Source organism: Pantoea sp. SS70 (genome assembly GCF_029866845.1).
Classification (GTDB): Bacteria; Pseudomonadota; Gammaproteobacteria; order Enterobacterales; family Enterobacteriaceae; genus Pantoea; species Pantoea leporis.
The window spans coordinates 120,618-146,342 of the sequence record NZ_CP117199.1; the positions used below are offsets into that span (position 1 = coordinate 120,618).

The window sequence follows — 25,725 nt, forward strand, 5'->3', positions numbered from 1 at the left end:
TGATTATTTCTGTTAATTGATATTAATTAATCTCCGTCCATAAATAACTGCATGCTTTTTGCATTCCCGCTTTTTCAATCTTAAAGATAGAATTCTTTTATTGAATGCGCTGTTTTAGTAATCAGATTTGTCTCACCGTCTTTTAATGTGTGTGATATATTCGCGGAAAATTCCCTCCCGCTTTTACAGGCTCTGATCATGAAGAATTACGACGATCTGCAGCGTTTTAAAGAGAAAACGCAGACGCTTGACATCGCTTTTAAGGATATGTCCGGTCAATCGCAGGAAGCCGATCAAAGTCAGTGGGCGTTACTGCGTCAATTGACCACCGAACAAGAGCCTGAATTAGGCAGCGGTCAGCGCATTGATATGCCGCAACCACAGCCGATTCGCGGGGATGAATTCAGCGCACCGCCGGAACCGGCTCAGGCTGCACCCGCCAGCCCGGCGCGCGCATCGATTCTCGATAGCCTGAACCCACCTGCCGCCGCGCAACCGGAGAGCGGCTCATCACTGTTTCCGCCCGCGCCGTCGGTTAAGCCGCTCTCCTCTGCGACGCCATTAGCGCCGAAAGCCACGCTGGTCGAGCGCCAGGCGACAACCTCACTGTTTCCACCAGCAAAACCTGCCGTCGCGCCAGTCGCTCAGCCTGCTGCTGTTGCCGCACCGGCAGCTCCCGCGCCAATCGCGCCAGTGCCTGCGCCAACCCTGGCCGCTGCGGTTGAACCGGCACGTCCGGCTGCGCCGGCCCCGTCTCGCTTTGGTGCGCTATTCCGCTCGCGTCCAGCCGAGCCGGCTAACCTGTCAAAAGAAACACCGTTAAAACCGCTACTGGAGAAGATTGCGCTATGCCGTTAGTTTGTGTGTGCTCGCCAAAAGGGGGAGTAGGGAAAACCACCATGGCGGCCAACCTTGCGTGGAGTCTGGCTCGCGCTGGCAGCAAGGTATTGGCAATCGATTTCGATGTTCAGAACGCCTTGCGCCTGCATTTCGGTGTACCGCTGAATGATGGTCGCGGCTTTGTGGCACGCTCTGAAGATCAGGCTGACTGGAGCCAATCGATTCTGACCACCGGCGGCAATATTTTCGTCATGCCGTATGGCGAGGTCAGCGAAGAGCAGCGTGAACGCTTTGAAGAAAATCTGGTAAAAGATCCCCATTTCCTGAAACGCGGGCTGGATACGGTGCTGAATTATCCGGGACTGGTGATTATCGCCGATTTTCCTCCCGGTCCGGGTCCGGCGCTTAAAGCAATGCAGGCACTTGCCGATATGCATTTAGTGGTGATGTTAGCGGATACCGCATCGGTCTCGTTGCTGCCGCAAATAGAAAATGACCGCATGATTGGTCGACCGCTGAATAATAAACGTGGTCACTATTTTGTCCTTAACCAGAGCGATAACCGCCGCAATATTAGCCGTGAAGTCACCGCTTTTATGCAGCAGCGCCTGGGTGAGAACTTATTAGGCGTGGTACATCGTGATGAAAGCGTCGCGGAAGCCAATGCCTCGCAACAATCGGTTTATGATTTCAGCCCAGCGTCTGCAGCTGCGTTTGATATCGAATTAGTGGCAAAACGCGTAGCCAATATCCTGGATATCACCGTGGGTAACGGCGAAGTTCAGGCACCTTTTCGCAGCCACTATTAATAATGAGGCCGACTCCGGCCACATAATAACAACACAGCTTCTTCAGGGTGAATCATGAGTAAACTCGGGTTTTACCTGCTGCTGCTGGTGCTTGCACCGGTGGCGGCGGTAATTGTCATCACGCCTATGGACAGCCAGAAGCAATATATATTTGGCTTAATCAGCATCGGGATGATGTTTTTACTGGGCTTCAGCAAAAGCCGCAAAATAACCATCGTTATGGTTATCTTATCCGCGCTGATGTCGACCCGATATATCTGGTGGCGTACTACGGAGACGCTGCAATTTAATTCTGAGATTGAAGCGATTCTCGGTATCGGCTTATATCTGGCCGAACTGTATGTCTGGCTGATCTTAATTCTCGGCTTCCTGCAAACCACCTGGCCATTAAAACGCACCATCGAACCTTTGCCGGATGATACCAGCCTGTGGCCGACGGTGGATGTCTATGTTCCGACCTACAACGAAAGCCTCGATGTGGTGCGTGATACCGTGCTGGCGGCGCAGTGTATTGATTACCCGCGTGACAAGCTGAAGGTCTATTTGCTGGATGACGGTAAGCGCAGTGAGTTTGCGGTATTTGCCGCCGATGTTGGCGTGGGTTACATCACCCGTGACGACAATAATCACGCTAAAGCCGGTAACCTCAACCACGCGATGAAGATCACCAAAGGTGAGCTGATTTGCATCTTCGACTGCGATCACGTGGCCACGCGCACCTTCCTGCAGGCGACGGTCGGTCCGTTCCTGAAAGACCCAAAGCTGGCGCTGCTGCAAACCCCGCACTACTTCTATTCACCGGATCCGTTCGAGCGTAACCTGCGCGCAGCGCGCAGCATCCCGAACGAAGGTTCACTGTTCTACGGCCCGGTGCAGCAGGGTAACGATAACTGGAACGCCACCTTCTTCTGCGGTTCTTGTGCGGTGATTCGCCGTAGCGCGCTGGAAGAGATCGGTGGTTTTGCGGTGGAAACCGTGACCGAAGATGCGCATACCGCGCTGAAAATGCAGCGTCGCGGTTGGGGATCGGCCTTTTTGGCGATTCCGCTGGCGGCCGGTCTGGCGACCGAGCGTCTTGGCCTGCACGTCGTGCAGCGTAACCGCTGGGCGCGTGGCATGACGCAGATCTTCCGCGTTGATAACCCGCTGTTTGGCCGTGGATTGAAGTGGCAGCAGCGTCTGTGCTACCTCAACGCCATGCTGCACTTCCAGTTTGGCTTGCCGCGCGTGGCGTTCCTGACGGCACCGCTGGCCTACCTGCTGTTCAACCTGAATATCATTCACTCGTCAGCCTCACTGATTTTCGCCTACGTCCTGCCGCATCTGGTGATGTCGCTCTACGTCAACTCGCGAATGAACGGCAAGTTCCGTTACACCTTCTGGGGCGAAATCTACGAAACCGTGATGTGCTTCCACCTCGTCATCCCAACGCTGCTCACCATGCTGGCACCGAAGCGCGGTAAGTTTAACGTAACGGATAAAGGCGGCCTGCTCGATCAGGGCTTCTTCGACTTCCACATCGTGCGTCCACATGTGATTGTCGCGGTGCTGCTGTCGATCGGCATCATCGCGGGCGTGGTGCGCGCTACTGCGCATGACTACTTTGGCGTTGATCCTTACGTTATTGCGCTCAACGTCGGCTGGGCGGTCTTCAGTTTGGTTATCCTGATGGCGGCGATTGCCGTGGCGCGCGAAACCAAGCAGGTGCGTAAAACCATTCGTATTGAAGTGCAGATCCCGGCGGTGATTCACTACGCCAGCGGCATCTCCTCTCGCACGAAAACCAGCGATCTGTCGATGGGCGGCGCGCAGCTGGATGCGCCGGATAATCGTCACGAGCACGATGAAATTGAAGAGATCGATCTGCTGCTGAAGTCGGGCACCATCACCATTCCGGTGAACAAAATCTCCGGCGATGAGGAGAGCATCCGTCTGCGCTTTGGCGATATGCCGCTGTCGCGCCGCCGTGAGCTGGTGCGCGTGGTACTGGCGCGTGCCGATGCGTGGATTCAGCCGGAGTATAAGCAAGACAATCCACTGGTTTCGCTTGGCACCATTATTCGTACCGTCTTTGAGCTGTTCTGGCTGACCTGGAAAGATCGCCGTGAGAAGCGTAAGCGTGACAACCAGCCCGCAGTAAAAGAGGACAGCGCTGCATGAAGAATTTGACGCAAAGGTTGCTGGCAAGCTCGCTGGCAACGGCGCTGCTGCTCGCGCCAGCGTGGGCCGAAACCCCGCCAGTCACTCAGGATAGCGCTGCACTTTCAGACGTGCCGCCGCCGCAAGGCATCGAAAGCGCTGCCGATCCGCAGCTGCAACAGGCAGCGGGCGCTGCACCTTATGCGCCAGCGGAAACCGCACCGCAAATCGCTCCCCAAACCGCACCGGAAGCCGCATCGACAACGGAAAACAACGCGCCTGCTGAACCTGCGCCCAGCGAACCTGCTGCCGCACCAGAAATGGTGCTGCCAACGGTAGCGCCAACCGCACCGGCGATGATGCCAGAAACGTCTTCCGTGACGCTTAACCAGCCAATCAGCAGCACCGTTTCGGTGGCGCAAATGGGCCAGCCGCGCGGCATTACGTTGACCGGCGGCCAGCTGCAATCCGGCATCATGTTCACGCTGCCCAGCGATGAAGTGATCACCAACGCGCGTCTTAATCTGTCGCTGCGCGTCTCGGCGGCGCTGGCCGCGCGTAACACCTCGCTGCAGCTGATGCTGAACGGTCAGCCGCTGGGTACCTTGCCTTTGGGCGCCAGCGACAGCGATGTCAGCGATTACCAGCTGGATATTCCGGCGGCGATGGTGGTGTCCAGCAATAACCTCAGCTTCAAGATTAACGATGCCGACAAGCTGCTGTGCGAGAAAGAGAGCGCGCAGCAGTATCAGGTGTCGATTTTGCCGAAAACCACGCTGAGCCTCGAAGGGCAGCAGCTGAACATCGGCACCAGCCTGCGTAACTTCCCGCGTCCGTTTATTGATGCGCAGCGCATGACGCCCGCCAGCGTCACTTTTGGCTTTGCCGCCAATGTCGCGCCGGACAGCATCAGCGCCGCTGCGCTGGTGGCATCGTGGATGGGCATTCAGTCGGATTATCGTGGCATCCGTTTCCCGGTGGTGCGCGGCGATCTGCCTGAACACAACGGCATTCTGGTCGGCCATCCGGGCGACAAAATTGGTACCGTAACCTTGCCAGCCACCAGTGGTCCGCTGCTGCAGGTGATCGATAACCCGAACAATCCGGTCTACAAACTGCTGCTGGTGGTGGGCGCAAATGACGATCAGCTACGTCAGGCCGCTAACCGTTTAACCACTCAGCCGCTGGCGACCGATGCCAGCAGCCTTAACGTGCAGCCGCAGCCGATAGGTGAACGTAAGCCGTACGATGCGCCGCGCTGGATCAACACCACGCGCCCGGTGCGTTTGAGCGAACTGCTGCGCAAAGATCAGAGCCTGACCACCACTGGCATCTGGCACGATGCGCTAAGCGTCAACTTCCGCGCGGCGCCAGACCTGTTCCTGTGGGATGGCGACACCATTCCGGTGGAGCTGCACTATCGCTTCCCATCCGAAAGCTGGATTGATGAGGACAACTCGTTCCTTAACGTCATGATTAACGGCACCTTCCTGCGCAATCTTACGGTGAATAAAGTTGGCTTGCTGGAGAGCGCCTGGCATCGGCTGGGCGGCGACGCGCGTCAGGAGCATTACACCCTGAAGCTCGAACCGTACCTGATTTACGGTGACAACCAGCTGGCGCTCTACTTCAACATCAAGCCGAAAGCGGATGCGCCGTGCGGCGTGCTGCTGAACAACAACATTAAGAGCCGCATCGAAGAGGATTCGTGGATCGATCTGAGCCACACGCGCCACTTCACCATGCTGCCGAATCTCTCTTACTTTGTTGGCGCTTCGTTCCCGTTCTCGCGTCTGGCGGACTTCTCGCAGACCACGCTGCTGTTGCCGGAACAACCAAGCGATGCGGAGATCGCCACGCTGCTGGATATGGCCTCACGCGCCGGTAACGCTACCGGCGTGCCGCTGCTGCAAAATCAGGTGCTGTTTGGCCTGCCAAACGGCGGCACCAACATGACGCGCCTGCAGCAGAGCGATCTGCTGGCGGTCAGCACCACGCAGAACAACGACTTCAACCAGGCAATGCTGGCCAACACGCCGTTCGATACCAGCGGCAACACGCTGGGCGTGAAAGAGCCCACCACCTGGGACAAACTGCGTGGCTGGCTGACCGGCGACTGGTATCGCCAGCCGCTGGATGCCGATCGTTACTTCTCCTCCAACGAAGCGTGGCGCGGCTTTGTCAGCTATCGCTCGCCGTGGAACCCGGATCGCTTAGTGGTGATGACGGTGGCGACCAGCGATCAACAACTGCTGCGCCTGCATGAAGACCTGAATTCTGCACGCATCAACGCCGGGATTCGCGGCGATACCGCCATCATCACCGATGAGAACGGCATTCGCAGCTTCCGCGTCGGCCCGCAATTCCCGAGCGGCGAAATGCCGTGGTACATGATGGTGGTGTGGTATGCCAACCAGCACTCGGTGCTGATGGCGCTGGCGGCGCTGCTGCTTTCAGCGCTGGTCGGCGGCGGTGCGTGGGTGATGCTGAAACGTCATGCGTGGCGTCGTCTCAACCCAAAAGTTGATAGCAAGTCCGGCAAGAAGTAAGGATAAAAACAATGAAAAAACATCTGTTAAGTGCCGGTATTCGCCATGCCTTGATTCTGGGTGGCGCGCTGACGCTCTCTCAGCCGCTGCTGGCGGCGGAGAGCAATAATCCTGCGTTACAGGCGCTGTTCGATCAGGCGGCTTACTGGCACCAGAAAGCGCATGACGATTTGGCCAAAGCCTCGCTGCAGAAAGTGCTGATGGTTGAGCCCAACAACACGCAAGCGCTCTATCTGCTGGCGCTCTATTCACAGCAAAGCGGCGGCACAGCGGAAGCAGCGCAGTGGCGTGCGCGCCTGAGCGCAGCCTCGCCAAACGATCCGCATCTCACCGAGCTGGATAACGCCCGCCAGCTGCAAACCATTCCGCAGGCGCAGCTGCAGTTAGCGCGCCAGCAGGCACGCAGCGGCAACATCGCGGCGTCGCTGCAAACCTGGCGTAACACCTTCAGCGGCAACGAACCGCCGCCAAGCGTGGCAGCCGAATATTATCTGACCATGGCGGGCGATCGTTCGCTGCTGCCGCAGGCGGTTGAAGCGCTGCGTCAGTTCTCCGCCGATCATCCGCAGGATACCGGTGCCAAGCTGGCGCTGGGTAAAGCGCTGACCTATCAGGAAGCAACGCGTCGTCAGGGTATCGATGTGCTTGCCAGCCTGGCAGACGGCAACAAAGAAGCGGACCGTTCGCTGCGTCAGGCGCTGTTGTGGCTGGGTCCGCAGGCGTCCGATGCGTCGCTGTATCAAACCTGGCAGCAGCGCCATCCGCAAGATAACGCGGTGCTGGATTACTACCGTAAAAACGTTGGCGGTGCGGAGAAGGGCGCAGGCTTTACCGCGCTGAACAGCGGCGACGTCAGCAACGCGCAGAACAACTTTGAGAAAGTACTGCAAGCTAACCCGCAAGATGCGGATGCGCTGGCCGGTATGGGCTATGTGGCCCAGCGCGCCGGACGTTATGCCGAAGCGGCGGATTACCTGACGCGCGCGGCGCAGATGGGTGGCGATCAGAGCGATACGCGCCAGAAGCAGGCCGCCGATGCACGCTTCTACGCGCAGCTGGCCTCCGCGCAGCAGGCGCTGAAAAATGGCGACAGCGCGCAGGCGTTGGCGCTGAGCGAACCGCTGGCGCAGGCCGACGGCGAGAAAGGCGTCTCGGCCAAACTGTTCCGCGCCGATGTGCAGCGTCGCAGCAATCAGCTCGATCAGGCGGAGCAAACCTATCGCGCCATCCTGCAAAGCGATGCCAATAACCGCAACGCCAAAGAAGGCTTGTTCTACGTGCTGCGTCAGCAGAACCGGGGCGCAGAAGCCAATACGTTGCTGGCATCACTGCCCGACAGCGTGCGTCAAAGCGTGGCACCGCGCGGCAGCAGCACCGATCCAATTCGTGCCCAGGCCAAACGTGAAGTGGCGGCGGGCAATAACAGCGCCGCCATCGCCACCTTGACCTCGGGTATTCAGCGCTATCCCAACGATGGCTGGCTGCGTCTCGATCTGGCACGTCTCTACCGCGCGCAGGGCAATAACATGATGGCGGCCAATATCATGCAGCCCACCCTGCGCAGCGGCGCCAGCACCACCGAACTCTATGCGGGTGCGTTAAACGCCAGCGAAAGCAGCGCGTGGCAGCAGGCGAGTCAGTTGCTGTCTCGCATTCCCAACAGCAGCAAAAACAGCGATATGCGCGAGCTGGCGCAGCGCGTCAACTTCAACCTGCAGATGGCTACCGCCGATCAGTATCTGGCGCAGGGCTCGAACGCGGCAGCGGCCAACACCCTGCGTGCGCTGGCCTCTACGCCGCCCGCCAATCCGGTGGATGCCGGTAACCTGGCGCAGAAGCTGGCGAAAGCCGGCGATCTCACCAGCGCGGTGTCCGTGGTGCGTAGCAACATGCAGCGCGGCATTCAGGGCAACGCCGGTGATTACGCCGCGCAGGTGGCGGTGCTGAATCAGGCCGGGTTGAATACCGAAGCGCAGAGCTTCCTCAGCAGTCCGGAACTGCAGGCACGCAGCACGCCAACCCAGCTGGCGAGCATCCGCAACGGCTACGTGATCAACGAAGTGGATCGTCTGCGCGAGCAGAAACAGTACGCCGCCGCTTACGACAAGCTGGTGGGCGCGCTGCAGCATGATCCGCAGAACCGCGATCTGATGTTCGCCATGGCGCGACTCTACCAGTCCGGCAAGATGAACAAAGAAGCGGGCGTGGTGTACGACTACCTGATGACCCAGGATACGCCAACGCAAGACGCGCGCACCGGCGCCATCAACGTGGCGCTGGCGCAGAATGACGTCAACAAAGCCAATACCTTAACGCGCGGCCTGCGCAACGAGCAGTCGCCGGATCGCTTGCTGCTGTTAGCCCGCGTGGCCGAAGCCAACGGCGAACACAGCCAGGCGATGAGCTACCTGCGCACCGCGCGCGGTCAGCTGATTGGTCTGCAGGGCGCAGAAACCGGCAGCGTGCCAAACGTCGGTGGTCTGGCGCTGGCCGACAATCCGTTTATCAATCGCGGCACCTCGCCGGTGGGGCGTACGCCTTCCAGCTATGGCGCGGTGATGCCGTGGCAGTCGGCACCGGCGGCCACCAGCAGCGCCGAAGGCGTGACGCTGGCGAGCAACACACCGGCGGTTCAGCAGAGCCAGACGCTGCGCCAAATCGACAACATGATGGATGACCTGCAAGAGAAAACCGGCACCTGGGTGCAGGGTGAAATGCAGGTACGCGGTCGTGATGGCGAATCAGGTTTGAGCAAACTCACCGAAGCTAAAGCGCCGCTCACCTTCTCCACCGTGCCGTTTGGCGAGTCGCGCTTCGACTTCACCATGACGCCGGTTTCCCTCACCGCCGGCAGCGCCGGTGGCGACGCATGGCGTCGATTCGGCACCAACGCGCTGGTGCAGGGCAATGTGGTTGCCACCGGTGCGGCGAAAATTGATGATACGCCCAACTCCACCACCGATTCGCAATCCGCGACCGGCGTGGAGCTGAACATGGCGCTGAAGGGCGACAGCTACAAGATTGACCTCGGCAGCACGCCGCTGGGTCAGGACTTGAGTACGCTGGTTGGCGGCGTGCAGTGGTCGCCGAAGCTGACCGACTTCCTGACGCTGATCCTTACCGGTGAACGCCGCGCGATGACCGACAGCTTGCTGTCGTATGTCGGCGTCGAAGACAAAACCAGCGGTAAACGCTGGGGCCGCGTGACTAAAAACGGCGGTAACGCCTTGCTGAGTTACGACAACGGCGATGCCGGTTTTTATGTCGGCGGCGGCGCGTACAGCTACATCGGCGAAAACGTGGCGAGCAACAACAGCGTGCAGGCGACCGCAGGCGCGTATGTGCGTCCGTACCACCTCGACGATCGCGAGCTGAAAGTCGGCATGAGCTTGTCGTGGATGGATTACTCGAAAAACCTCAGCTACTTCAGCTACGGTCAGGGCGGTTACTTCAGCCCGCAGAACTATGCGTCGGTGTCGTTCCCTATCGAATTCAGCCGCAAGTTTGACGATCTGAAAGTGAACGTCGGCGGTTCGGTGGGTTATCAATCCTACAGTCAGGATAAGAGCGCCTACTTCCCGAATAATCCGTCGTTGCAGGCGCAGCTGCAAAGTCTGGCCGATCAAGGCTACGTGAAGGATGCGTTCTACAGCGGCGACAGCAAAAACGGCATCGGCTACAACCTGCATGCCGGTGCGGATTATAAGATCAACAAAGATGTCACCGTGGGCGGTCAACTTGGCTACGACACCTTTGGCGATTACAACGAGAGCACCGCCAATCTGTACTTCCGTTACATGTTCGGAGATTACTAATGAGTGAGCAAGTAACCGCACGCGTCAGCCATCCGCATCAGCCGGGCTGGTTTGATTTGGTGAGCGCGATGATTGAGAGCATGCTGGACAACGCGGGCGAGGAAGCGGAAGGCTTTCTCAACGGCGTCGGCGTATCGCTGGCAACACGCTATCCTTTACCCGACGCGCGCACCGTGCAGGATCTGGAGCGTGAAATGAATTTGCAGCTGGCGCGATTTAACTGGGGCTTTGTGCAGTTACAGCCGCAGGAGAATGCCATTCTGATTCAGCACCACGCGCTGCCGCAGGGCGACAGCAACGTCGGTGTTGAACGTTGGCAGCTGGCGTTGAGCGCGGTGCTGGCGGGCGTGTATGCACAATGGCTGCAGGCACAAGGCGGCAGCGCGGCGGTGCCGGTGATGCTGGAGAACAACGACGGCGGCACGCTGCACTATCGATATCAATAGGATGCTGTAATGAGAGTGATGCGGTTCTGGCGTCAATGGATGCTGTGTTTCATGGTGATGTTTTTTAGCGCTCAGGCGGCCGCAGATGGCTGGAGTACCTATAAAAGCCGTTTTATGGGCAGCGATGGCCGAATCAGCGATACGGCCAACAACAACGTTAGCCATACCGAAGGGCAAGGCTACGGCATGTTGCTGGCGGTGGCGCATGACGATCGCGCCACTTTCGATCTGCTGTGGCAGTGGACGCGCAGCCATCTGCGTAATCCGCAAAACGATCTGTTCTACTGGCGCTACACGCCGGGCGCCGTCGATCCGATTGCCGACAAAAACAACGCTTCCGATGGTGATGTTCTGATTGCCTGGGCGCTGCAACGTGCGGCACAGAAGTGGGGCGGCGATTATCAGCAGGCCTCCGACCGCATTCAGCGTGCGATCGTGAAGCTGAATGTGATCAGCTACGGCGGACATAAAGTGATGCTGCCGGGCGCGCAGGGCTTCAACAAAACCAGCTACGTGGTGCTTAATCCCTCCTATTTCCTGTTTGAGGCCTGGCGCGAATTCGCGGAACACAGCCATCTGCGTATCTGGAATGAGCTGATTGATGACGGCATGGATTTGCTGGGTGAGATGCACTTCGGCAAAACCGGCCTGCCGCTCGATTGGGTGGCGCTGAATGCTGATGGTTCTGTGGCACCGGCGGTCGGCTATTCCAATCGCTTCAGCTATGACGCGATCCGTATTCCGCTAAATATCTGGTGGTACGACCCGCAAAGCCTGCGTCTGGTGCCGTTCCAGCGTGTCTGGCAAGGTTCGGCGCGCATGACCACGCCCGCCTGGTATGATGTTTTGGGCAACACGCCAGCGCCGTACAACATGGAGGGGGGATTGATTGCGGTGCGCGATTTAACCCTGGGCCAAACCCAGTATCTCAATGACATGCTGGCAGCGGATCAAAACTACTTTTCCGCCAGCCTGCAGCTGCTGACCTGGCTGGCATATCAGGAAAAGCGCTAAATCTCATTTTTGGCCTGGTCGACATAAATGGCGGCCAGGCCATATTTTCCAGCCTTGTCTGAATCTCATTTCATTGTGCTGCTTATCTTTGATTTCTTGAACGCGATCAAAATGGCAGCACTGACACACATGCAAATTTGTCATGCTAAAATGTATAGACAAAAGTGTATGGTAAAATGCAAACGGAACTGGAATTTGAGTGGGACCTTAGCAAAGCAGAGTCTAATCACCGCAAGCATGGCATCCGCTTCGAAATTGCCGTGCGCGTGTTTGATGATCCTTTTCATCTGTCTAGCCAGGATCGTTGTGAGAATGGCGAATATCGCTGGCAATCAATAGGTAATGTTATGGGCCATATTATTATTTTGGTGGCCCACACGGTACGTTTCGATCAGGGCACTGAGATTATTCGCATCATTAGTGCACGTCCTGCCACGCGCAATGAGAGGAGACGCTATGAGCAAGGTTAGGTTTAAACGCAGCGAATTACCGCCGCTTTCGGATAGCCTGCAATCTGAACTGGACGCGCTAAGTCAAAAGCCGGATAGCGAGATTGATTGCGGTGAAATCGCCCCGTTAAATGAACGTTTCTGGAACAGGGCTTCCAGCGGGCGATTTTATCGTCCGATTAAAACACAGGCTTCAGTCAGAATTGACGCGGATGTGCTTGAGTGGTTGAAAGCGCCGGGTAAAGGGTACCAGACGCGTTTGAACGCCATTTTGCGCGCGGCAATGCTGCGCGAATTAGAAAGCAAATAGTGCCCGGGCGGCTTTACAAGTTCGCCGCTATTCAAAATCCGCATACGGCGTCAGCGGTTGTGGCGGCATATCCATATCGCCATTCCAGCCGGACATTGAGTAGCGCATGAAAATCAAACCGTGGCTTGGGGTGTAATCTTTCGCTTGCTGTATATCCATCGCCAGGCCCACCGACCAATGCGGCGTAATGCGTCGCTCTACCAGCGCCTGCAGCGTGTAGCCAAAACCTCTACCCGAACTGCTGTCTGAGGTGGGATTCGACGCCAGCATAAAGCCTGGATTGACCGGATAGCGCTGCTGCCCGTCGGTATGCGATTGCGACCATGAAACCGAGCCGCCGAGATCAAACGACCAGTTCTCTGTGCGCTGGCGATAGGTCACCGGCAGCGACAGCGAGAAATATTGCTGCGGGCTGTAATAGCCGCCCTGACCGAAGGTGTAGTCGCTGAGATCCTTCTGGTAATGCCACAGCATGCTGTTCAGGCCCACGGTGGCGCGGCGATTATCGTCATTAATCAGCTTGTAGTAATAGCCCGCCATCAGGCGTTCGCGGCTATTATCCGCCACGTTATCACCGCTGAGTTGATGCGCACTGATATCGCCCCACACGCCATGCGCGCCGCCCTGATCGTAACTCAGTCCGAGCGAGCCGCCGGTTGCCACCACGCCGCCCCAGGTTTTGCCGCCGTTTGCCGCGGGATCGCGCGCGCCTGCGTACGCCAGCAGCGAGCTGGAGATCGGTCGGCGTGATGCGGTGAACGTCAGGCCAATGTCTTTGACGTCGGTTTTCCAACTGACGCCGCCGACCCAGTTGCGGGTCTCGAAGCCGAGCGGCGTGGTGCCGAAGTCTGCCGACCAGCGATCGTTATGCCAGCCCACGCCTAGCGCGGTACCTTCATCGCGCTGAGTAAAGTCGCGGCTGCATCTGCCGGAATTGTCATCGTTACAGCTGCCGAACTGCTCGCTGTGGCTGCCGTTGCTGGTGGAGAAAGTGCCGGCTGAAACCCGCACATGATCGACACGCACAAAGCTGTGGCCATCGGCCAGCGGTGTTTCCGCCTGCATCATGGTGGTATGGGCGGTGAAATCGGAAGTGCCGCCGTTGCCTTTGTTGCGCGAGTAATCCTGCTCCAGCGTGAACGTGGTGTCCTGCTGACGATAAAGATCGGCGGCGTCGCTGCGGATGCTACGTTTCAGCCAGTCATCCTGCGCCTGATTGCGGGTTAATTGCGTATAACGATCGTTATCCTGTGGCACATCCGGGCTGATGCCGCTCGCGGCCATCGCCCGTTGATAATCCTGCTGCGCTGGTGCGGGTTGTTGCAGCTGCGTTTCCAGCCGCGCCGCATCGCGAAACACCAACGCTTTTTCCTGTGACGCGGCCTGTTGCGCCGCGCGGGTTTTCAGCTCAGCAAAAATCTGTTGAGCACGAACCGCATCGCCACTGTTCTGCCAGGCGAGCGCCACGCGCCGACCGCTGTTCACACTTTGCTGCGCCACGCCTGGCGGCAAGGCTTGTAACGCGCGTTGCGCTTCAGCAGGGCGTTTTAAGGCGATCAAGGCTTCGATACGACCCAGCGCCGCATCGCCGTTTTTACGGTCTTGCTGCTGCACCTGTTGATAGCTCGCCAGCGCACTGCGGGCGTCGCCGCGCTCCAGCGCCCAATCGGCCAGCGTGATATCGCGGCGGATAGAAGCGGGTTGCTGTTGTAGTAATGCAATCGCCGCCGTTTCATCGCCGCGCGTGCGTAAATCACTGGCGCGGGTAAACACTTTGTCCTGCTCGAGACGATCGGCCAGCTCATGCATGTTGCTGTCCCAGCGCGCAGCGGGCAGGCGATGCAAGGTGACCAGCGCCGCGTCATCGCGGTCGCCGGAAGCCAGCCACAGCGCCGATGCATACAGCGCTGTGGGTTCCTGTGGATGCTGGCGCACCATCGCGTCCATCACCTGCGCGCCCTGAGTTTCTTCGCCGCCGTTGCGCAGCGCGCCAGCCAGTCGATAAACCAGCCAGATATCATCAGGATTCGCCTGCGCTACCTGGCGATACTTCTCCGCCGCCTGATGCCATTGGCCTTGCTGCGCCAACGCATCGGCTTCGGCCATCAGCACATCGGTGCGCAGCTGTAGCAGACGACGTTTCGCCGTGCTATTGCTGCGATCTAAGCGCAGCGCCTGCTGCCAATAACGCTCTGCCTGCGCAGAATTTTTACCCGCCAGCGCCGCATCACCCAAGCCAATCAGCGCCCAGCGATCGCGATTATCCAGCGCTTGCGCGCTGCGGTAGTACCCTTCCGCCGCCGCGATATCGCCTTTTTTCAGCGCCGCATCGCCGTTGTTGATCGCTAGCCAGTAACGGTTGGTTTGCAGCAGCGACTGCCATTTGCCGATCTGCGTACTGGCCTGACCGGCCTGAATTGCTTTCTCCAGCCAGCGAATGGCGGCGGCGCGATTGTTAACTCGCGCCTGCGCCTGGCCCATCGCGCCCATCAATTCAGCATCGTTGGGATTGGCTGTTAGCGCGGCATTGAGCGCGGCAATCGCATTGGCGCCGCCTCCGGCATCCACCAGCGCTAAGCCACGCATGCGCTGGCGATACGCCGGATCGGCGAGCAGTTTTTGCTGACGCGCCAGCTCTTGCTGACCGCGCTGCTGGGCATCGCCTTCGGTAAAGGTTTGCAGATATTGCTGCAGGCTGGCGACGCTGCTTTCGCTCACCGGCTGATTCTGGATCTGCTGCAGCCACAGCTCGGAAGCGGCATCGCGTCCGCCGTTGCGGTTGGCGAGACGACGCAGCTGGGTAAAGGCTTCGCCCGGCTGATTGTTATCAAACGCCATGCGCGCCAGCTGCAGTTCTACGCCGATGTTGCCGGGATAGCGCTGCTCCAGTGCCTGCAACTGTTGATACGCTTGTGGCTGCTGGCCGGGTAAACGCACCACCAGCCGCCAATACTCCAGCTCGGTATTCACATCAGGGAACACGCCGTGGAACAGCGCGTCCCACGCGGCTTTGGCTTCTACGACGTGCCCGGCAGTGGCCAGCAGTCGCGCCTGCTGCAGCTGCTGACGCCCTTCCGCAGTCACCAGACGCAAGCCGGCTGCTGATTCACGCGTGGCGGCGGCATTCGGTGCCACGCGCTTCAGTTCATCCAGCAGTTTTTGCGCTTTGGCCTGGTCGCCCTGGCGCAGTGCCATGCGGATTTGCGCCGCCAGCACCTGCGGATTATCGGGATCGATTTTTTCCAGTCGATAGAGCGATTGCTGTACCAGATCGATTTTGTTGGTCGATTCGCCGGTACGAATCTGCATCAGCAGCCACTCAACCGGCGAAACCTGGGGACCGATCGGGGCGGCAGTCGCGCCTGCCAACACCCCGAGCGTGCTACTGATCAGTAATCCAAGCTGCAGCTTATTCATCGTCATCCAGCTCGGCCAGACGGCGACGGCTGACCATGCGCATTAAACGCCACGCCATCAGCGCAAACAGAACCACGACCACCACCGCGCAAATCGCCAGCCACACCGGATGGGTGGCCAGCAGATTCCACAGGCGTTCCCACCACGGCAGGTGACCGACGTAATAGGTATCGCCGACGCGGATGCTGTTAACGCCCGATTCACGGATCACCGTGGCGGTACCGAACACTGCCGCGCGTTTGCCGCTGTCGAGCAGCGCGTTATTCAGCAATTCCCAGCCGCGCGGGCTGTCGGCCAGCAATGCCACGACGCTGCGTTGATCGTTAAACGGTGACTGGAACCCGACAATCGCGCCCATCGGCCCGCGTGAGCTAATAGTGGTTTGGCTTTCTACCGCGCGTTCACTGTCAGAAATCGGTACGTTAGCTGCTGCGTTGCTGCGTGCGGGCATGCTGATCCAGCTGCGGGCGGCATCGGCCAGCAGCGGGATCTTCGTGTCGTCCTGCAGATCCTGCGGAATGCCGCCGATCATCAACATATCCGCATCCGCCGATTTCGCTTTGCTCCAGTCATCGCTCATCTGCACGCGCAGCGCCGGATAACCGGTTTGTGCGCCGATGCTGCCGAGCGCATTCAGCAGCGTGCTGACTTCGTCATTGCTCGGCTTGAATGGCACCAGCACCAGCGTTTGCGCCAGATCGGCGTAGCGGCTGTACGGGAAACCGGCGTTGGCGAACGCGCCCAGCGACGGCATTTCGATGTAGTGACGATAGCCGGAGAAATCGATACTCGAGGTATCGTCAATCACCACGTGATGTCCGACGGCGGTGACGGTTTCACAGCGGCCATCGGCGGTACCGCCAATAAAGGTGTTGGCGTAATCAAAGTTAAAACGCAGCTGATTCACCACGCCGAGGCGCAGCGCCGGAATGGTCAGCTGGCGGTTGCTGTCCTGCAAACCTTGCATCAGCGGGATGCGCATCAGCTGCTGACCGGCGCTATCTTTCTGCGTCAGCGGATAATCCTGCATGAACTGATTGTTGAGATGCACCGCGAGACGCGAGCCATCCTGCTGAATCGGCGAGGTGTAGCGGTAGCGCAGATCCATATCGATGCCGCGCGCGCGCACCAGGAACAGATCCGGTGGCAGATTCAGCGTCAGGCTGATCGGATTCGGCTGCAAACCGTTGCCCTGTAGCTGGTTTTGATACTGCGTCAGCTCGGCAAAGGTGGTGCGGCGATCGGTGCGCACCCAGTTCGGCGCGTCGTACGGCTGGCGTGCAGCAAGCAGTTTTACGCTGTCGATGGTTGAGCTGTCGCCGCGCAGCAGCAGCTGGCCTTGCGCAATGCCTTCGACGGCGGTCAGCAGGTCATTATCGTCACGGCCAAGGATCAGCAGCATCTTCTCGTACGGATTGTCCGGCTGATTCACCATCTCCACCGTCGGTTTCTCCACTGGCGGCAGATCTTTCAGGAAGTCGGGACGATGATCGTTGGTGGCAAACACCACCGCATGCTGCTCTTTGGGCAGCTGGTTATACAGCACCGGGAAAGATTGTCCGCGCCACTGCGCTTTGCTGCCAAACCAGGAAGCCAGAATCCCGGCCGCACGCTGTTGCAGCAGATTCGGCTGGGCGTTGAAGACCATCGGCAGCTGCAACGGACGGCTGTCGCGCGTATCTAAGAACGGCTCCGGGAAATGCGACAGATCGTTCTTCAGCGGCAGCTTCTGCAGCGTCAAATCGAGTTTGCTGGCTTTGCCGATATCCAGCCAGATGGTGCTGTTGGCCGGGTTTTCACATACGTTGGCATAGTGACCTACCAGCTCAAGCCGCACGCGGTTGAAGTCGCTGATAAAGCGCGGATCGATAGGGATTTGCGTTTGGTTCTCTTTGCCGAGCTGCTCGGCGGTGACCGTCACCAATCCCACCAGTTCATCGTTGAGATAGACTTTGAGCTGCGACAGCGTCGGAATCAGCGCCGGCGAGGGACGATAGCTCAGATTCAGCAGCGCGCGCGTCACCACTTCATCGCTGCGCACGCCGAACTCAATCTGGCTGCTCGGTTCGGTACCGCGCAGCGTCATGCTACCGGGCGGCGGAGCGACCTGATTAAACACCAGCTGGCTGTCACGCAGCGGCGCGTTGGCGTCGACCTGCGCGTTCACCTCCGGTAACGGCTGCGGCGCAGTCATGGCGCCAGAAGTCAGCGGTGCGGCCTGCACCACAGAGACGCAGCCCAGCAGCAGGGCGGTGAACCAACTCAGTTTTTTCGTCATGGTCATATCATCAACTTAAGTAAAATCGGTTTTGATCGTCGCAGGCTGGCGGTCAATACGCTGCGGTAGCAGTGTCGCCAGCCAACTCACCAACGCGGTGAGGCCACGGAATAAGCGGCGCAGCGGCGCAGGTCCATACTCGGCCAGACGCAGATAGCCTTTAAAACCCAGCACCATAATGTCGGCCAGACTTTGCACCGGTTTATCTTCCGGGAAGCCGTCCTGCCACAGCGCCCAGGTATCGGCGCGAGCGAAGGTGCACTGAATAAATTCAATGTGTTGGCGCGTCGTGAGTTGATGCAGGCGAATCCCGGCGCGACGGCCAAACACGCGCTGCACCTGACACGGGAAGCTGAACTCTTGCTGACCACGGCGCAGCAGCAGCGACACGGTTTCGTCCTCTTTCAGCGCATCGGCTTCGCGCAGCTCAACGCCCACGCCGCCGTCGGAATAGTCACGCAGCGTGCACGGCACCATGTGTCCATCTTCACGCGCGATGGCGGCAGGCATGGCGATTTCCACACGATGCGCTTCGCGGATCTGGCGCGCTTCAACCGATACCGCCACCGCGCCGCCGAGGATAATCATGTTGTAAATCACCCACACCAAACTGACCCAAATGGTGAGCATTTCGTTGGCCGGACCGTACGCCATGCGCCAGAAGGCCATGCCAATACCGGCGATATTCAGCAGCACCAGCATCATGTACGGCTTGGTAATCACCCAATCGAGATGACGTTCAGCCACCAAACCACCTTTGGCGGTAACGTTGAATTTGCCTTTGTGCGGATTAAACAGCGCCACCGTGGTTGGCCGCGCGATGTACCACGCCAGCACAGTTTCATACACTTCGCTCCAGAACGAATGTCGCCAGCGGCCCTGAATGCGCGAGTTGGTCAAACTGGTGTGCAGCATGTGCGGCAACACGTAGATGGCGATCGCCAGCGCGGGCGCGTAGATGATGTAGGCGTGGAACAGCAGAAACGCCAGCGGTGCCAGCAGGAAGATCAGACGCGGAATCCCGGCGAGAAAGTGCAGCATGGCGTTGGCGTAACACAGGCGCTGCACCAGCTTTAATCCTTTACCGAACAGCGGGTTATCGAGGCGGAAAATCTGCACCATACCGCGCGCCCAGCGGATACGCTGGCCGATATGCGCGGACAAACTCTCGGTGGCCAGACCCGCAGCCTGCGGAATACGAATATATGCCGAGGTGTAACCCTGGCGATGCAGACGCAGCGAGGTGTGCGCATCTTCGGTGACGGTTTCTACCGCAATGCCGCCGATCTGATCCAGCGCAGTTCGGCGCAATATGGCGCAAGAGCCGCAGAAGAACGCCGCATCCCAGGTATCGTTGCCATCCTGCACCAAACCGTAAAATAGCGAGCCTTCGTTAGGCGTCTGGCGGAAGCGACCGAGGTTACGTTCAAACGGATCGGGTGAGAAGAAGTGGTGCGGCGTTTGCAGCATCGCCAGCCGATGATCTTTCAGGAACCAGCCCATCGTCAGCTGCAGGAACGAGCGCGTCGGCACATGGTCGCAGTCAAAAATGGCAACATATTCGCTGCGGCACACGGCTTTCAAAGCATGGTTGATGTTGCCCGCTTTGGCGTGTTCGTGGGTGGGACGCACCACGTAATTGACGCCGATGCTGGCGGCAAACTCGCGGAACTCTTCGCGCGTGCCGTCGTCCAGCAGGTATATATTGAGCTTGTCCTGCGGCCAGTCGATGCCCATCGCCGCGTAGAGGGTCGGTTTCACGACGCTCAGCGGTTCATTGTAGGTCGGTACCAGAATATCGACGCTCGGCCACGAGGTTATTTCCGGCGGCATCGAGACCGGCTGACGATTGAGTGGCCACAGCGTCTGGAAATAACCCAGCACTAATACCGCCCACGCATAGGTTTCCGCACCTATCAGCAGCAGACCAAACGTCAGGCTGATCGGGTCATCCCAGTTGAGAGTTTCGGTGTAGCGCCACCACAGATAACGGCAGGAAATCGTCAGCGATAACACGATCAGCATGATGGTGGACAAGCGGCCCGGCACGCGACGCACCAGCATCGCCAATCCCCATAACAGCAGCACGAAGACAAACTGCGTAGTGATGCCGAAGGGCTGCGAGATGCACAGCAGCGCCAGCAGGCTGGCGACAATCGCTGCCACGATAAACAGCAGCTGCCGCAACCACGCGGGCAGCGCCTGAATACGTTGTTCGCTGCGCTGGGCGAACCGGTTTCGTTCCAGCCGTGCCGGCAGCGCACCGAGCCACTGATAGAGCGGCTCGCGCCAGCGGAACAGCGGTTTGACGCTGAAACTTTTACGCGTGCGTTTATCCAGCGGCAATACCAGCATCAGCCACAGGCTTTGCAGTGCATAGCGCAGCGGGTCAAGCGGACGTGGGCGCAGCGGCGAAATTTGCGGGTAGTAACGTTGACGATGTTGCAGGATGCGCTGCCATCCCGGTGTTTCCAGCCGCAACAGCGACCACGCGAGTACGCACCACATTAAATGCAGCGCGATGGTGAAACGGCCCGCGCCATGCTGATGCGCCAGCTGAGCGCGGCGTTGCAGCGCCTGCCACGCTTGCGGCATCAGCAGCCAGCGTAATGGATTCACGCCGCGCCTCCCGGCACATGCAGCAGCAGCCAGTTAGCCAGGGTGTTGATCTCTTCGCTGGCCAGCGCATGCGGCCGATATTCGCCCACCGGCTGTTTCATCATCAGCGCTTCCGCCAGCGCTTCATCGCGGTGAATCACCTGGGGAATCAGGTTTTTCAGTGAGCTGCTCCACAGCTGATGCAGATCCTGCTGTAGCTGGCTGTTGGCGTTGAACTGGTTGATCAGAAACAGCGTGTGCGCAGGAAAACGCGCGTGATGCAGACGCAACTGACAGTTGGCATCCAGCGTTAGCACCTGCAGCAGACGATCGGCCGCGGTAACCAGGGATCGCTGCCACGGCAACAGATCCGCTGGCATGTCGAAAATAATCCAGTTGTAGTGCGATTTCAGGGCCGGTAGCGCGTGTAGCAGCGGTGCGGCAAATTCTGCGTTGATAGCGCTGATGCTGGCGTACTGTTGCGACGTGAGTGCGCCAAACGGCAGAAAATCCAGCCCTGCTTGATAGCGCTGCGCGCACTGCTGCCACGCTTGCTGTTCGAGCAGCGCGGGCGCCCAGCCCTGAGCGCGGTCGAGCGGTATATTAAAATGGGCAGCTAGCTGATTTACCGGAGAAAAATCGATAACCAGCACCGATTGCTGCAGCGCGTTAAACGCCCAGCCGAGTGCGGCGCTCAGCGAAGTGGCGCCACAACCGCCACGCAATCCTTGTAATGCAATAACAGGCATTAACGTTCTGACTCCTGTGCGGCGCTTATTTCACGCAGCAATGGCCAGCGCGTCATAATGGTATTCAGTCGCGCTTCGCGGGCAATATCAATGTAGCGAAATGCCTTAAGGGAAAAGGCATCACTTAAGGCTGTAATGTCATCGTGCTCTTCGCTACTAGTCGCATTCAGCGAAAATGCATTCTCTGTTTTCATTATTTTTTTGCCACCGAAAAATCGACAACGGATGAATTGTGGTTTTATTTTTTGTAAAGTTTAAACCTGAAGTAAAGACAAATGCTATCCACAGATCAATATGATTTGCGCTAATACGCTATTTTTTATTTCACCCGTTCCAATTGCGGCTGTCTCGATTAAACTAGCCTGGATTGTATCGATCGCGAATCAAATATGAAAAAACATTATGCGCTTGGCCTGCAGCAGATTCAGCAGGAATTAAATACTCTGCAGAATCCGGGGTTTTACTGGATTACCAGCCAGCGTCAGGAAGATGCGCGAACGCTGCTGCGTCAGGTAGTTAGCCAACAAAAGGCGGCTACGCTCATCAGTGCGGATGAGAAACCGCAGGCGCTTTTGACGCCCGATCCCATCGGCGGTCCAGCGCGTATGCCGTTATTTTCACTGCCGGCTAATAAACGCAGCCTAAAGCAGCTGGAAAGTGATTTTTCCCGTGTGCTGAATAGTCGCAGTGGCCTGGTGATTTTTTATAGTAATGCCGCGCTGTGGGGAAAATTATCGCCCGATGAGTTAACCTTCTGGCTTAAGCGCATGCGCCGTTTGTTATCTAAAAAACAAATTACGTTGTTAATGATCACCTCCGGTACGTCAATAATTCACCTGCGTAATCATCTGCAAGGTTATTTTCGCCAGCTTGATGGTCTCGCACATTTGGAGTTTCAGCAGGACAGTTGGCATTATCGAATTAACTGGTGGTATGCGGCAGATAAATTACTGGCCGACCGCGCTATCCGTTTGAGTTATGTCGATAATCAATTTATTGCCGTTAATCAAGCGGAACAAAATATTCCCTTAAGCCGCAATGATGAAAACCAATTCCTTGCTCAGGAAGGTGTGCTGGAAGGCGCGCCGCCGCTTTCGGCGCAATGGCAATTGTTTAGCGATAATGAAAGCGTGTTCTCGCGTGCGCAGCAGGCGAATGCCGCCACGGTCATCTTTACTCTGGTTCATAATCAAGACATTAATTCTTTAGCAACGATGGTCCATAGTTTGCGGCGCTCACGCGGTAGCGCGCTTAAGATTGTGGTGCGCGAAATCAGTACCACGCTGCGCTACAGTGATGAGCGTTTGCTGCTGGCCTGCGGCCTGAATGCCATTGTGCCGACCGCGGCCAGCCTGTCGCGCTTTCTTACCACGCTGGAAGGGGTTCAGGGGCAGCAGTTCTCGCGCCATGTGCCTGCCAATCTCAATACCCTGATGCAGGCGCTGCAGCCGCTGCAGCAGAAAGGCTATCTACCGCTGGACGCCTTTTGCGCGGCGGTGCAGCAGCTGATGACCAACACGCTGCTGCCGGAAAATGACAAAGGCTTGATGGTGGCGCTGCGCGCGGTGCCGCAGCTGAAACCTGAACAGATTCTGACGCTGTGTAAACCGCGCCGCTTCGGCGATTTGGTGACGCTGGTGAACGACCGCATCTATCTGTTCCTCTCTTCATGCCGATTCAATGATTTGGATATCGCGCTGAAGTCGATCTTCTCGCTGCCGCACGACGAGCTGTTTAGCAATCGTATCGTCTGGTTTGAAGACAATCAGATCGTGTCGGAGGCGGACAAAATTCGTCAGCTGACGCCGGTGGCACAGCGCGACCGGCAGGCCGCGCCGCTGGCCGCTGCGCCAGTCAGCACGCAAACCGCCGCGCCTGAGCGCGGGGCACAAACGCCGCAGCCGATTACCCTCAACCTCGACGGAGTAAGCCACCAATGACGCTGATGGATTGGGTGCAGGTGGCGATCCTGCTGTTACTGATTTTGCTGTTCCTGACATCACTGTTTGGGCGCGGACGAGCGCGTAGCGGCTCTAATCCGCTGCTGCGTTTGCTGCCGACGCGCGCATTGAAATCAGAAGGACAGTGGCAACGCAAAACCCATAAAACGGATAAACATGAATAACAGATTCACGATGCACGGTTCGTGGTGGCGCGGCCTCGGCGGCTGGAACTTTTACTTCCTGATCAAATTTGCGCTGCTGTGGTACGGCTACCTTAATTTTCACGCGCTAAGTAACCTGGTGTTTCTGGCGTGGCTGCTGTTCCCGCTGCCGGGCGTGCGGCTGCATCGCTTGCGTCAGTGGATTTCGCTGCCGATTGGCGTGGCGTTGTTCTGGCACGATACCTGGCTGCCGGGACTCCATTCGATTATGAGCCAGGGCAGCCAGCTGGCAGGCTTCTCGCCCAGCTATCTGCTCGATCTTGCCAATCGCTTTATCAACTGGGAGATGATTGGCGCGGGCTTTGTACTGCTGGTGCTGTATCTGTTTATCGCGCAGTGGATTCGCGTCACCGTGCTGGTGTCGCTGATGCTGATCTGGCTCAACGTGCTGACGATCGCCGGACCGGCAATGAATTTACTGCCGAACAGTGCCGCCACGCCGACGGTGAAGCTCAACGATACGCCAGCGGCGAAAGCGCCAGATGGCCTCGATCAATCCGCGCCGCCAACCAGCGCCAACCTCACCGCGTGGCTCAACCGTTTTTACGATGCCGAGCGCCAGCGTGCGACCCATTTCCCGGACGCCTTGCCAGCTGATTCGCAGCCGTTCGATATTCTGGTGATCAACATCTGTTCGCTGTCGTGGTCGGATTTGAACGTCGCGCAGCTGCGTAATCATCCGCTGTGGCAGCACTTCGATATTCTGCTTAACAACTACAACTCTGCCACCGGTTACAGCGGCCCGGCGGGGATTCGTCTGCTGCGCGCCAGCTGCGGCCAGAGCTCGCACAGCGATCTGTACAAAGCCACCGATCAGCGTTGCTATCTGTTTGATAATCTGGCGAAGCTGGGCTTTAAACAGCAGTTGATGATGGATCACACCGGCGTGTTTGGTAACTATCTCAAAGAGCTACGCGAAGAGGGCAATCTGCAGGCGCCGCTGATGTCGCAGGCGGGCATCTCGCCGGAGGTGACGTCATTTGATGGCTCGCCGGTATTTAATGACGCGCAGCTGATGCAGCGCTGGCTCGACGATCGTACCAAGAGCAGCGATGCGCGCTCCGCGACCTTCTATAACCTGATTCCGCTGCATGACGGTACGCGCGAGTTGGGCAGCACGCGCAGCGCAGACTGGCAGCCGCGCGCCAAAGTGCTGTTTGATCAGCTCGATGCCTTCCTGACCAATCTGGAGAAGTCGGGCCGTCGCGTGATGGTGCTGGTGGTGCCGGAACACGGCGCGGCGCTGCAGGGCGACAAGATGCAGATGTCAGGATTGCGTGATATCCCCAGTCCGGATATCACCCATGTGCCGGTCGGCATTAAGTTTGTTGGCATGAAAGCACCGCATCAGGGCCAGCCGCTTAGCGTGGAGACGCCTACCAGCCTGATGGCGATCTCGGAAATCGTGTCGCGCGTGGTGGATGGCCAGGTATTTAACGCGCCGAACGTTAATATGTCGGTGCTGACCGATAATTTGCCGCAGACGCCGGTGGTGTCTGAGAACGATAACGCGGTGGTGATGATGTATCAGGGTAAACCGTGGATCCGCCTGAACGGCGGCGATTGGGTGCCATATCCGCAGTAGGTCGCAATTAATGGCCTAATGCTTGTTAAGACTACGACGAGTACGCTGGCCGGAGCCACTTTTGGTCCGGCGGTCCTCGCGCCGCTTACGCGGTACCTTCACTTCGCTCGTCTGCCTGTCGGACCGGCGGAGACGGGACCTCCCTGTCCCGGCTCCGCCTTTCGCCCGCGTCCTGCGGGCTCTCCTGGCTTCCTCGCTTCGTTCAGCGCTGCGGATTGCCTGCCCAAAAGTGGCCCCGGCCTGCTCCGAACCTTCAGTGAATGTTGTTGAAAAGGGCTCATTGGCTGGAGGCGCTGGCGCGTCTGCTGCGGCAAAAGGGCTATTCGCAGCGCTGAGGCTTTTACGTTGGGCCAGGAGCCTCACGCAGGGATGCGTGAGGCAGTTCGGGGCGGCCAGGACGGCCGATCCCCGAACGGTCCGTCGGCACGACGTGGAAGCCGAAGGCACCGCGCTAGCGGCGCGAGGACGGCCCGTGACGCAGCAGATGTGTCAGCGCCCGTACCCGGTTTATAGCAAAATGTTTTTTTTGACAGGCATTACGTCATAAATGGTGACCTTGCAGG

17 protein-coding genes are annotated in these 25,725 nt (G+C 58.3%); 12 read left to right on the plus strand and 5 right to left on the minus strand.

The genetic code is table 11. The annotated features are described in order from the left end of the window. The first annotated feature begins 198 nt into the window (after positions 1 to 198). The 9 genes from bcsO (at position 199) to PO881_RS00605 (ending at position 12,371) form a co-directional block, all read left to right on the plus strand. Positions 199 to 858, plus strand: a complete 660-nt coding sequence (gene bcsO / locus PO881_RS00565; RefSeq protein WP_280172290.1) for a cellulose biosynthesis protein BcsO — start codon at positions 199 to 201, stop codon at positions 856 to 858. Continuing rightward, positions 849 to 1,649 carry a cellulose biosynthesis protein BcsQ gene (gene bcsQ / locus PO881_RS00570; RefSeq protein ID WP_101763799.1) on the plus strand — a complete coding sequence of 267 codons (801 nt, stop codon included), beginning with the start codon at positions 849 to 851 and terminating at the stop codon, positions 1,647 to 1,649. Before bcsO ends, bcsQ (PO881_RS00570) begins: the two co-directional genes overlap by 10 nt. 54 nt (positions 1,650 to 1,703) lie before the next feature. Continuing rightward, positions 1,704 to 3,809 carry a UDP-forming cellulose synthase catalytic subunit gene (bcsA, locus tag PO881_RS00575; protein WP_101763798.1) on the plus strand — a complete coding sequence of 702 codons (2,106 nt, stop codon included), beginning with the start codon at positions 1,704 to 1,706 and terminating at the stop codon, positions 3,807 to 3,809. After that, entirely contained in the window at positions 3,806 to 6,337 is a 2,532-nt protein-coding gene (gene bcsB, locus PO881_RS00580) for a cellulose biosynthesis cyclic di-GMP-binding regulatory protein BcsB (RefSeq protein ID WP_280172291.1), read from the plus strand. Before bcsA (PO881_RS00575) ends, bcsB (PO881_RS00580) begins: the two co-directional genes overlap by 4 nt. A gap of 11 nt (positions 6,338 to 6,348) precedes the next feature. Beyond that, positions 6,349 to 10,152: a cellulose biosynthesis protein BcsC gene (locus PO881_RS00585; protein WP_280172292.1), complete on the plus strand. Its 3,804-nt coding sequence runs from the start codon at positions 6,349 to 6,351 to the stop codon at positions 10,150 to 10,152. Then, on the plus strand, positions 10,152 to 10,598 hold the full coding sequence (bcsD, locus tag PO881_RS00590) for a cellulose biosynthesis protein BcsD (RefSeq protein WP_110867897.1): 447 nt from the start codon (positions 10,152 to 10,154) through the stop codon (positions 10,596 to 10,598). Before PO881_RS00585 ends, bcsD begins: the two co-directional genes overlap by 1 nt. A gap of 9 nt (positions 10,599 to 10,607) precedes the next feature. Next, the gene (locus PO881_RS00595; protein WP_280172293.1) at positions 10,608 to 11,612 is read left to right on the plus strand and encodes a glycosyl hydrolase family 8; all 1,005 of its coding nucleotides are present in this window, start codon (positions 10,608 to 10,610) and stop codon (positions 11,610 to 11,612) included. 176 nt (positions 11,613 to 11,788) lie between these two features. After that, the gene (locus tag PO881_RS00600) at positions 11,789 to 12,082 is read left to right on the plus strand and encodes a BrnT family toxin (protein ID WP_280172294.1); all 294 of its coding nucleotides are present in this window, start codon (positions 11,789 to 11,791) and stop codon (positions 12,080 to 12,082) included. Further along, positions 12,069 to 12,371 (plus strand): BrnA antitoxin family protein, encoded by a 303-nt coding sequence (locus tag PO881_RS00605; protein ID WP_110867899.1) that lies wholly within the window; start codon positions 12,069 to 12,071, stop codon positions 12,369 to 12,371. Before PO881_RS00600 ends, PO881_RS00605 begins: the two co-directional genes overlap by 14 nt. A 27-nt stretch (positions 12,372 to 12,398) precedes the next feature. Here the strand turns inward: PO881_RS00605 and bcsC are convergent, their stop codons facing one another. Genes bcsC through bcsR form a run of 5 tightly spaced genes read right to left on the minus strand, consistent with a single transcriptional unit; the run spans position 12,399 to position 21,607 of the window. Beyond that, positions 12,399 to 15,788 (minus strand): cellulose synthase complex outer membrane protein BcsC, encoded by a 3,390-nt coding sequence (bcsC, locus tag PO881_RS00610; RefSeq protein ID WP_280172295.1) that lies wholly within the window; start codon positions 15,786 to 15,788, stop codon positions 12,399 to 12,401. Then, on the minus strand, positions 15,781 to 18,066 hold the full coding sequence (gene bcsB, locus PO881_RS00615) for a cellulose biosynthesis cyclic di-GMP-binding regulatory protein BcsB (protein ID WP_280172296.1): 2,286 nt from the start codon (positions 18,064 to 18,066) through the stop codon (positions 15,781 to 15,783). Before bcsB (PO881_RS00615) ends, bcsC begins: the two co-directional genes overlap by 8 nt. Positions 18,067 to 18,081: 15 nt before the next feature. Beyond that, positions 18,082 to 20,685 carry a UDP-forming cellulose synthase catalytic subunit gene (gene bcsA, locus PO881_RS00620; RefSeq protein ID WP_280172297.1) on the minus strand — a complete coding sequence of 868 codons (2,604 nt, stop codon included), beginning with the start codon at positions 20,683 to 20,685 and terminating at the stop codon, positions 18,082 to 18,084. Beyond that, on the minus strand, positions 20,682 to 21,413 hold the full coding sequence (bcsQ, locus tag PO881_RS00625; RefSeq protein WP_280172298.1) for a cellulose biosynthesis protein BcsQ: 732 nt from the start codon (positions 21,411 to 21,413) through the stop codon (positions 20,682 to 20,684). Before bcsQ (PO881_RS00625) ends, bcsA (PO881_RS00620) begins: the two co-directional genes overlap by 4 nt. Beyond that, on the minus strand, positions 21,413 to 21,607 hold the full coding sequence (bcsR, locus tag PO881_RS00630) for a cellulose biosynthesis protein BcsR (protein WP_101763788.1): 195 nt from the start codon (positions 21,605 to 21,607) through the stop codon (positions 21,413 to 21,415). Before bcsR ends, bcsQ (PO881_RS00625) begins: the two co-directional genes overlap by 1 nt. A 195-nt stretch (positions 21,608 to 21,802) precedes the next feature. Between bcsR and bcsE the strand changes: the two genes are divergently transcribed. The 3 genes from bcsE to bcsG are packed head-to-tail and all read left to right on the plus strand — an operon-like array spanning position 21,803 to position 25,162. Beyond that, a complete protein-coding gene (gene bcsE, locus PO881_RS00635; RefSeq protein WP_280172299.1) occupies positions 21,803 to 23,353 on the plus strand; it encodes a cellulose biosynthesis protein BcsE in 1,551 nt (516 codons plus the stop codon). Further along, entirely contained in the window at positions 23,350 to 23,538 is a 189-nt protein-coding gene (locus tag PO881_RS00640) for a cellulose biosynthesis protein BcsF (RefSeq protein ID WP_192414390.1), read from the plus strand. The genes bcsE and PO881_RS00640 overlap by 4 nt, the downstream gene beginning before the upstream one ends. Next, on the plus strand, positions 23,531 to 25,162 hold the full coding sequence (gene bcsG, locus PO881_RS00645) for a cellulose biosynthesis protein BcsG (RefSeq protein WP_137384895.1): 1,632 nt from the start codon (positions 23,531 to 23,533) through the stop codon (positions 25,160 to 25,162). The genes PO881_RS00640 and bcsG overlap by 8 nt, the downstream gene beginning before the upstream one ends. The last annotated feature ends 563 nt before the right edge of the window (positions 25,163 to 25,725 follow it).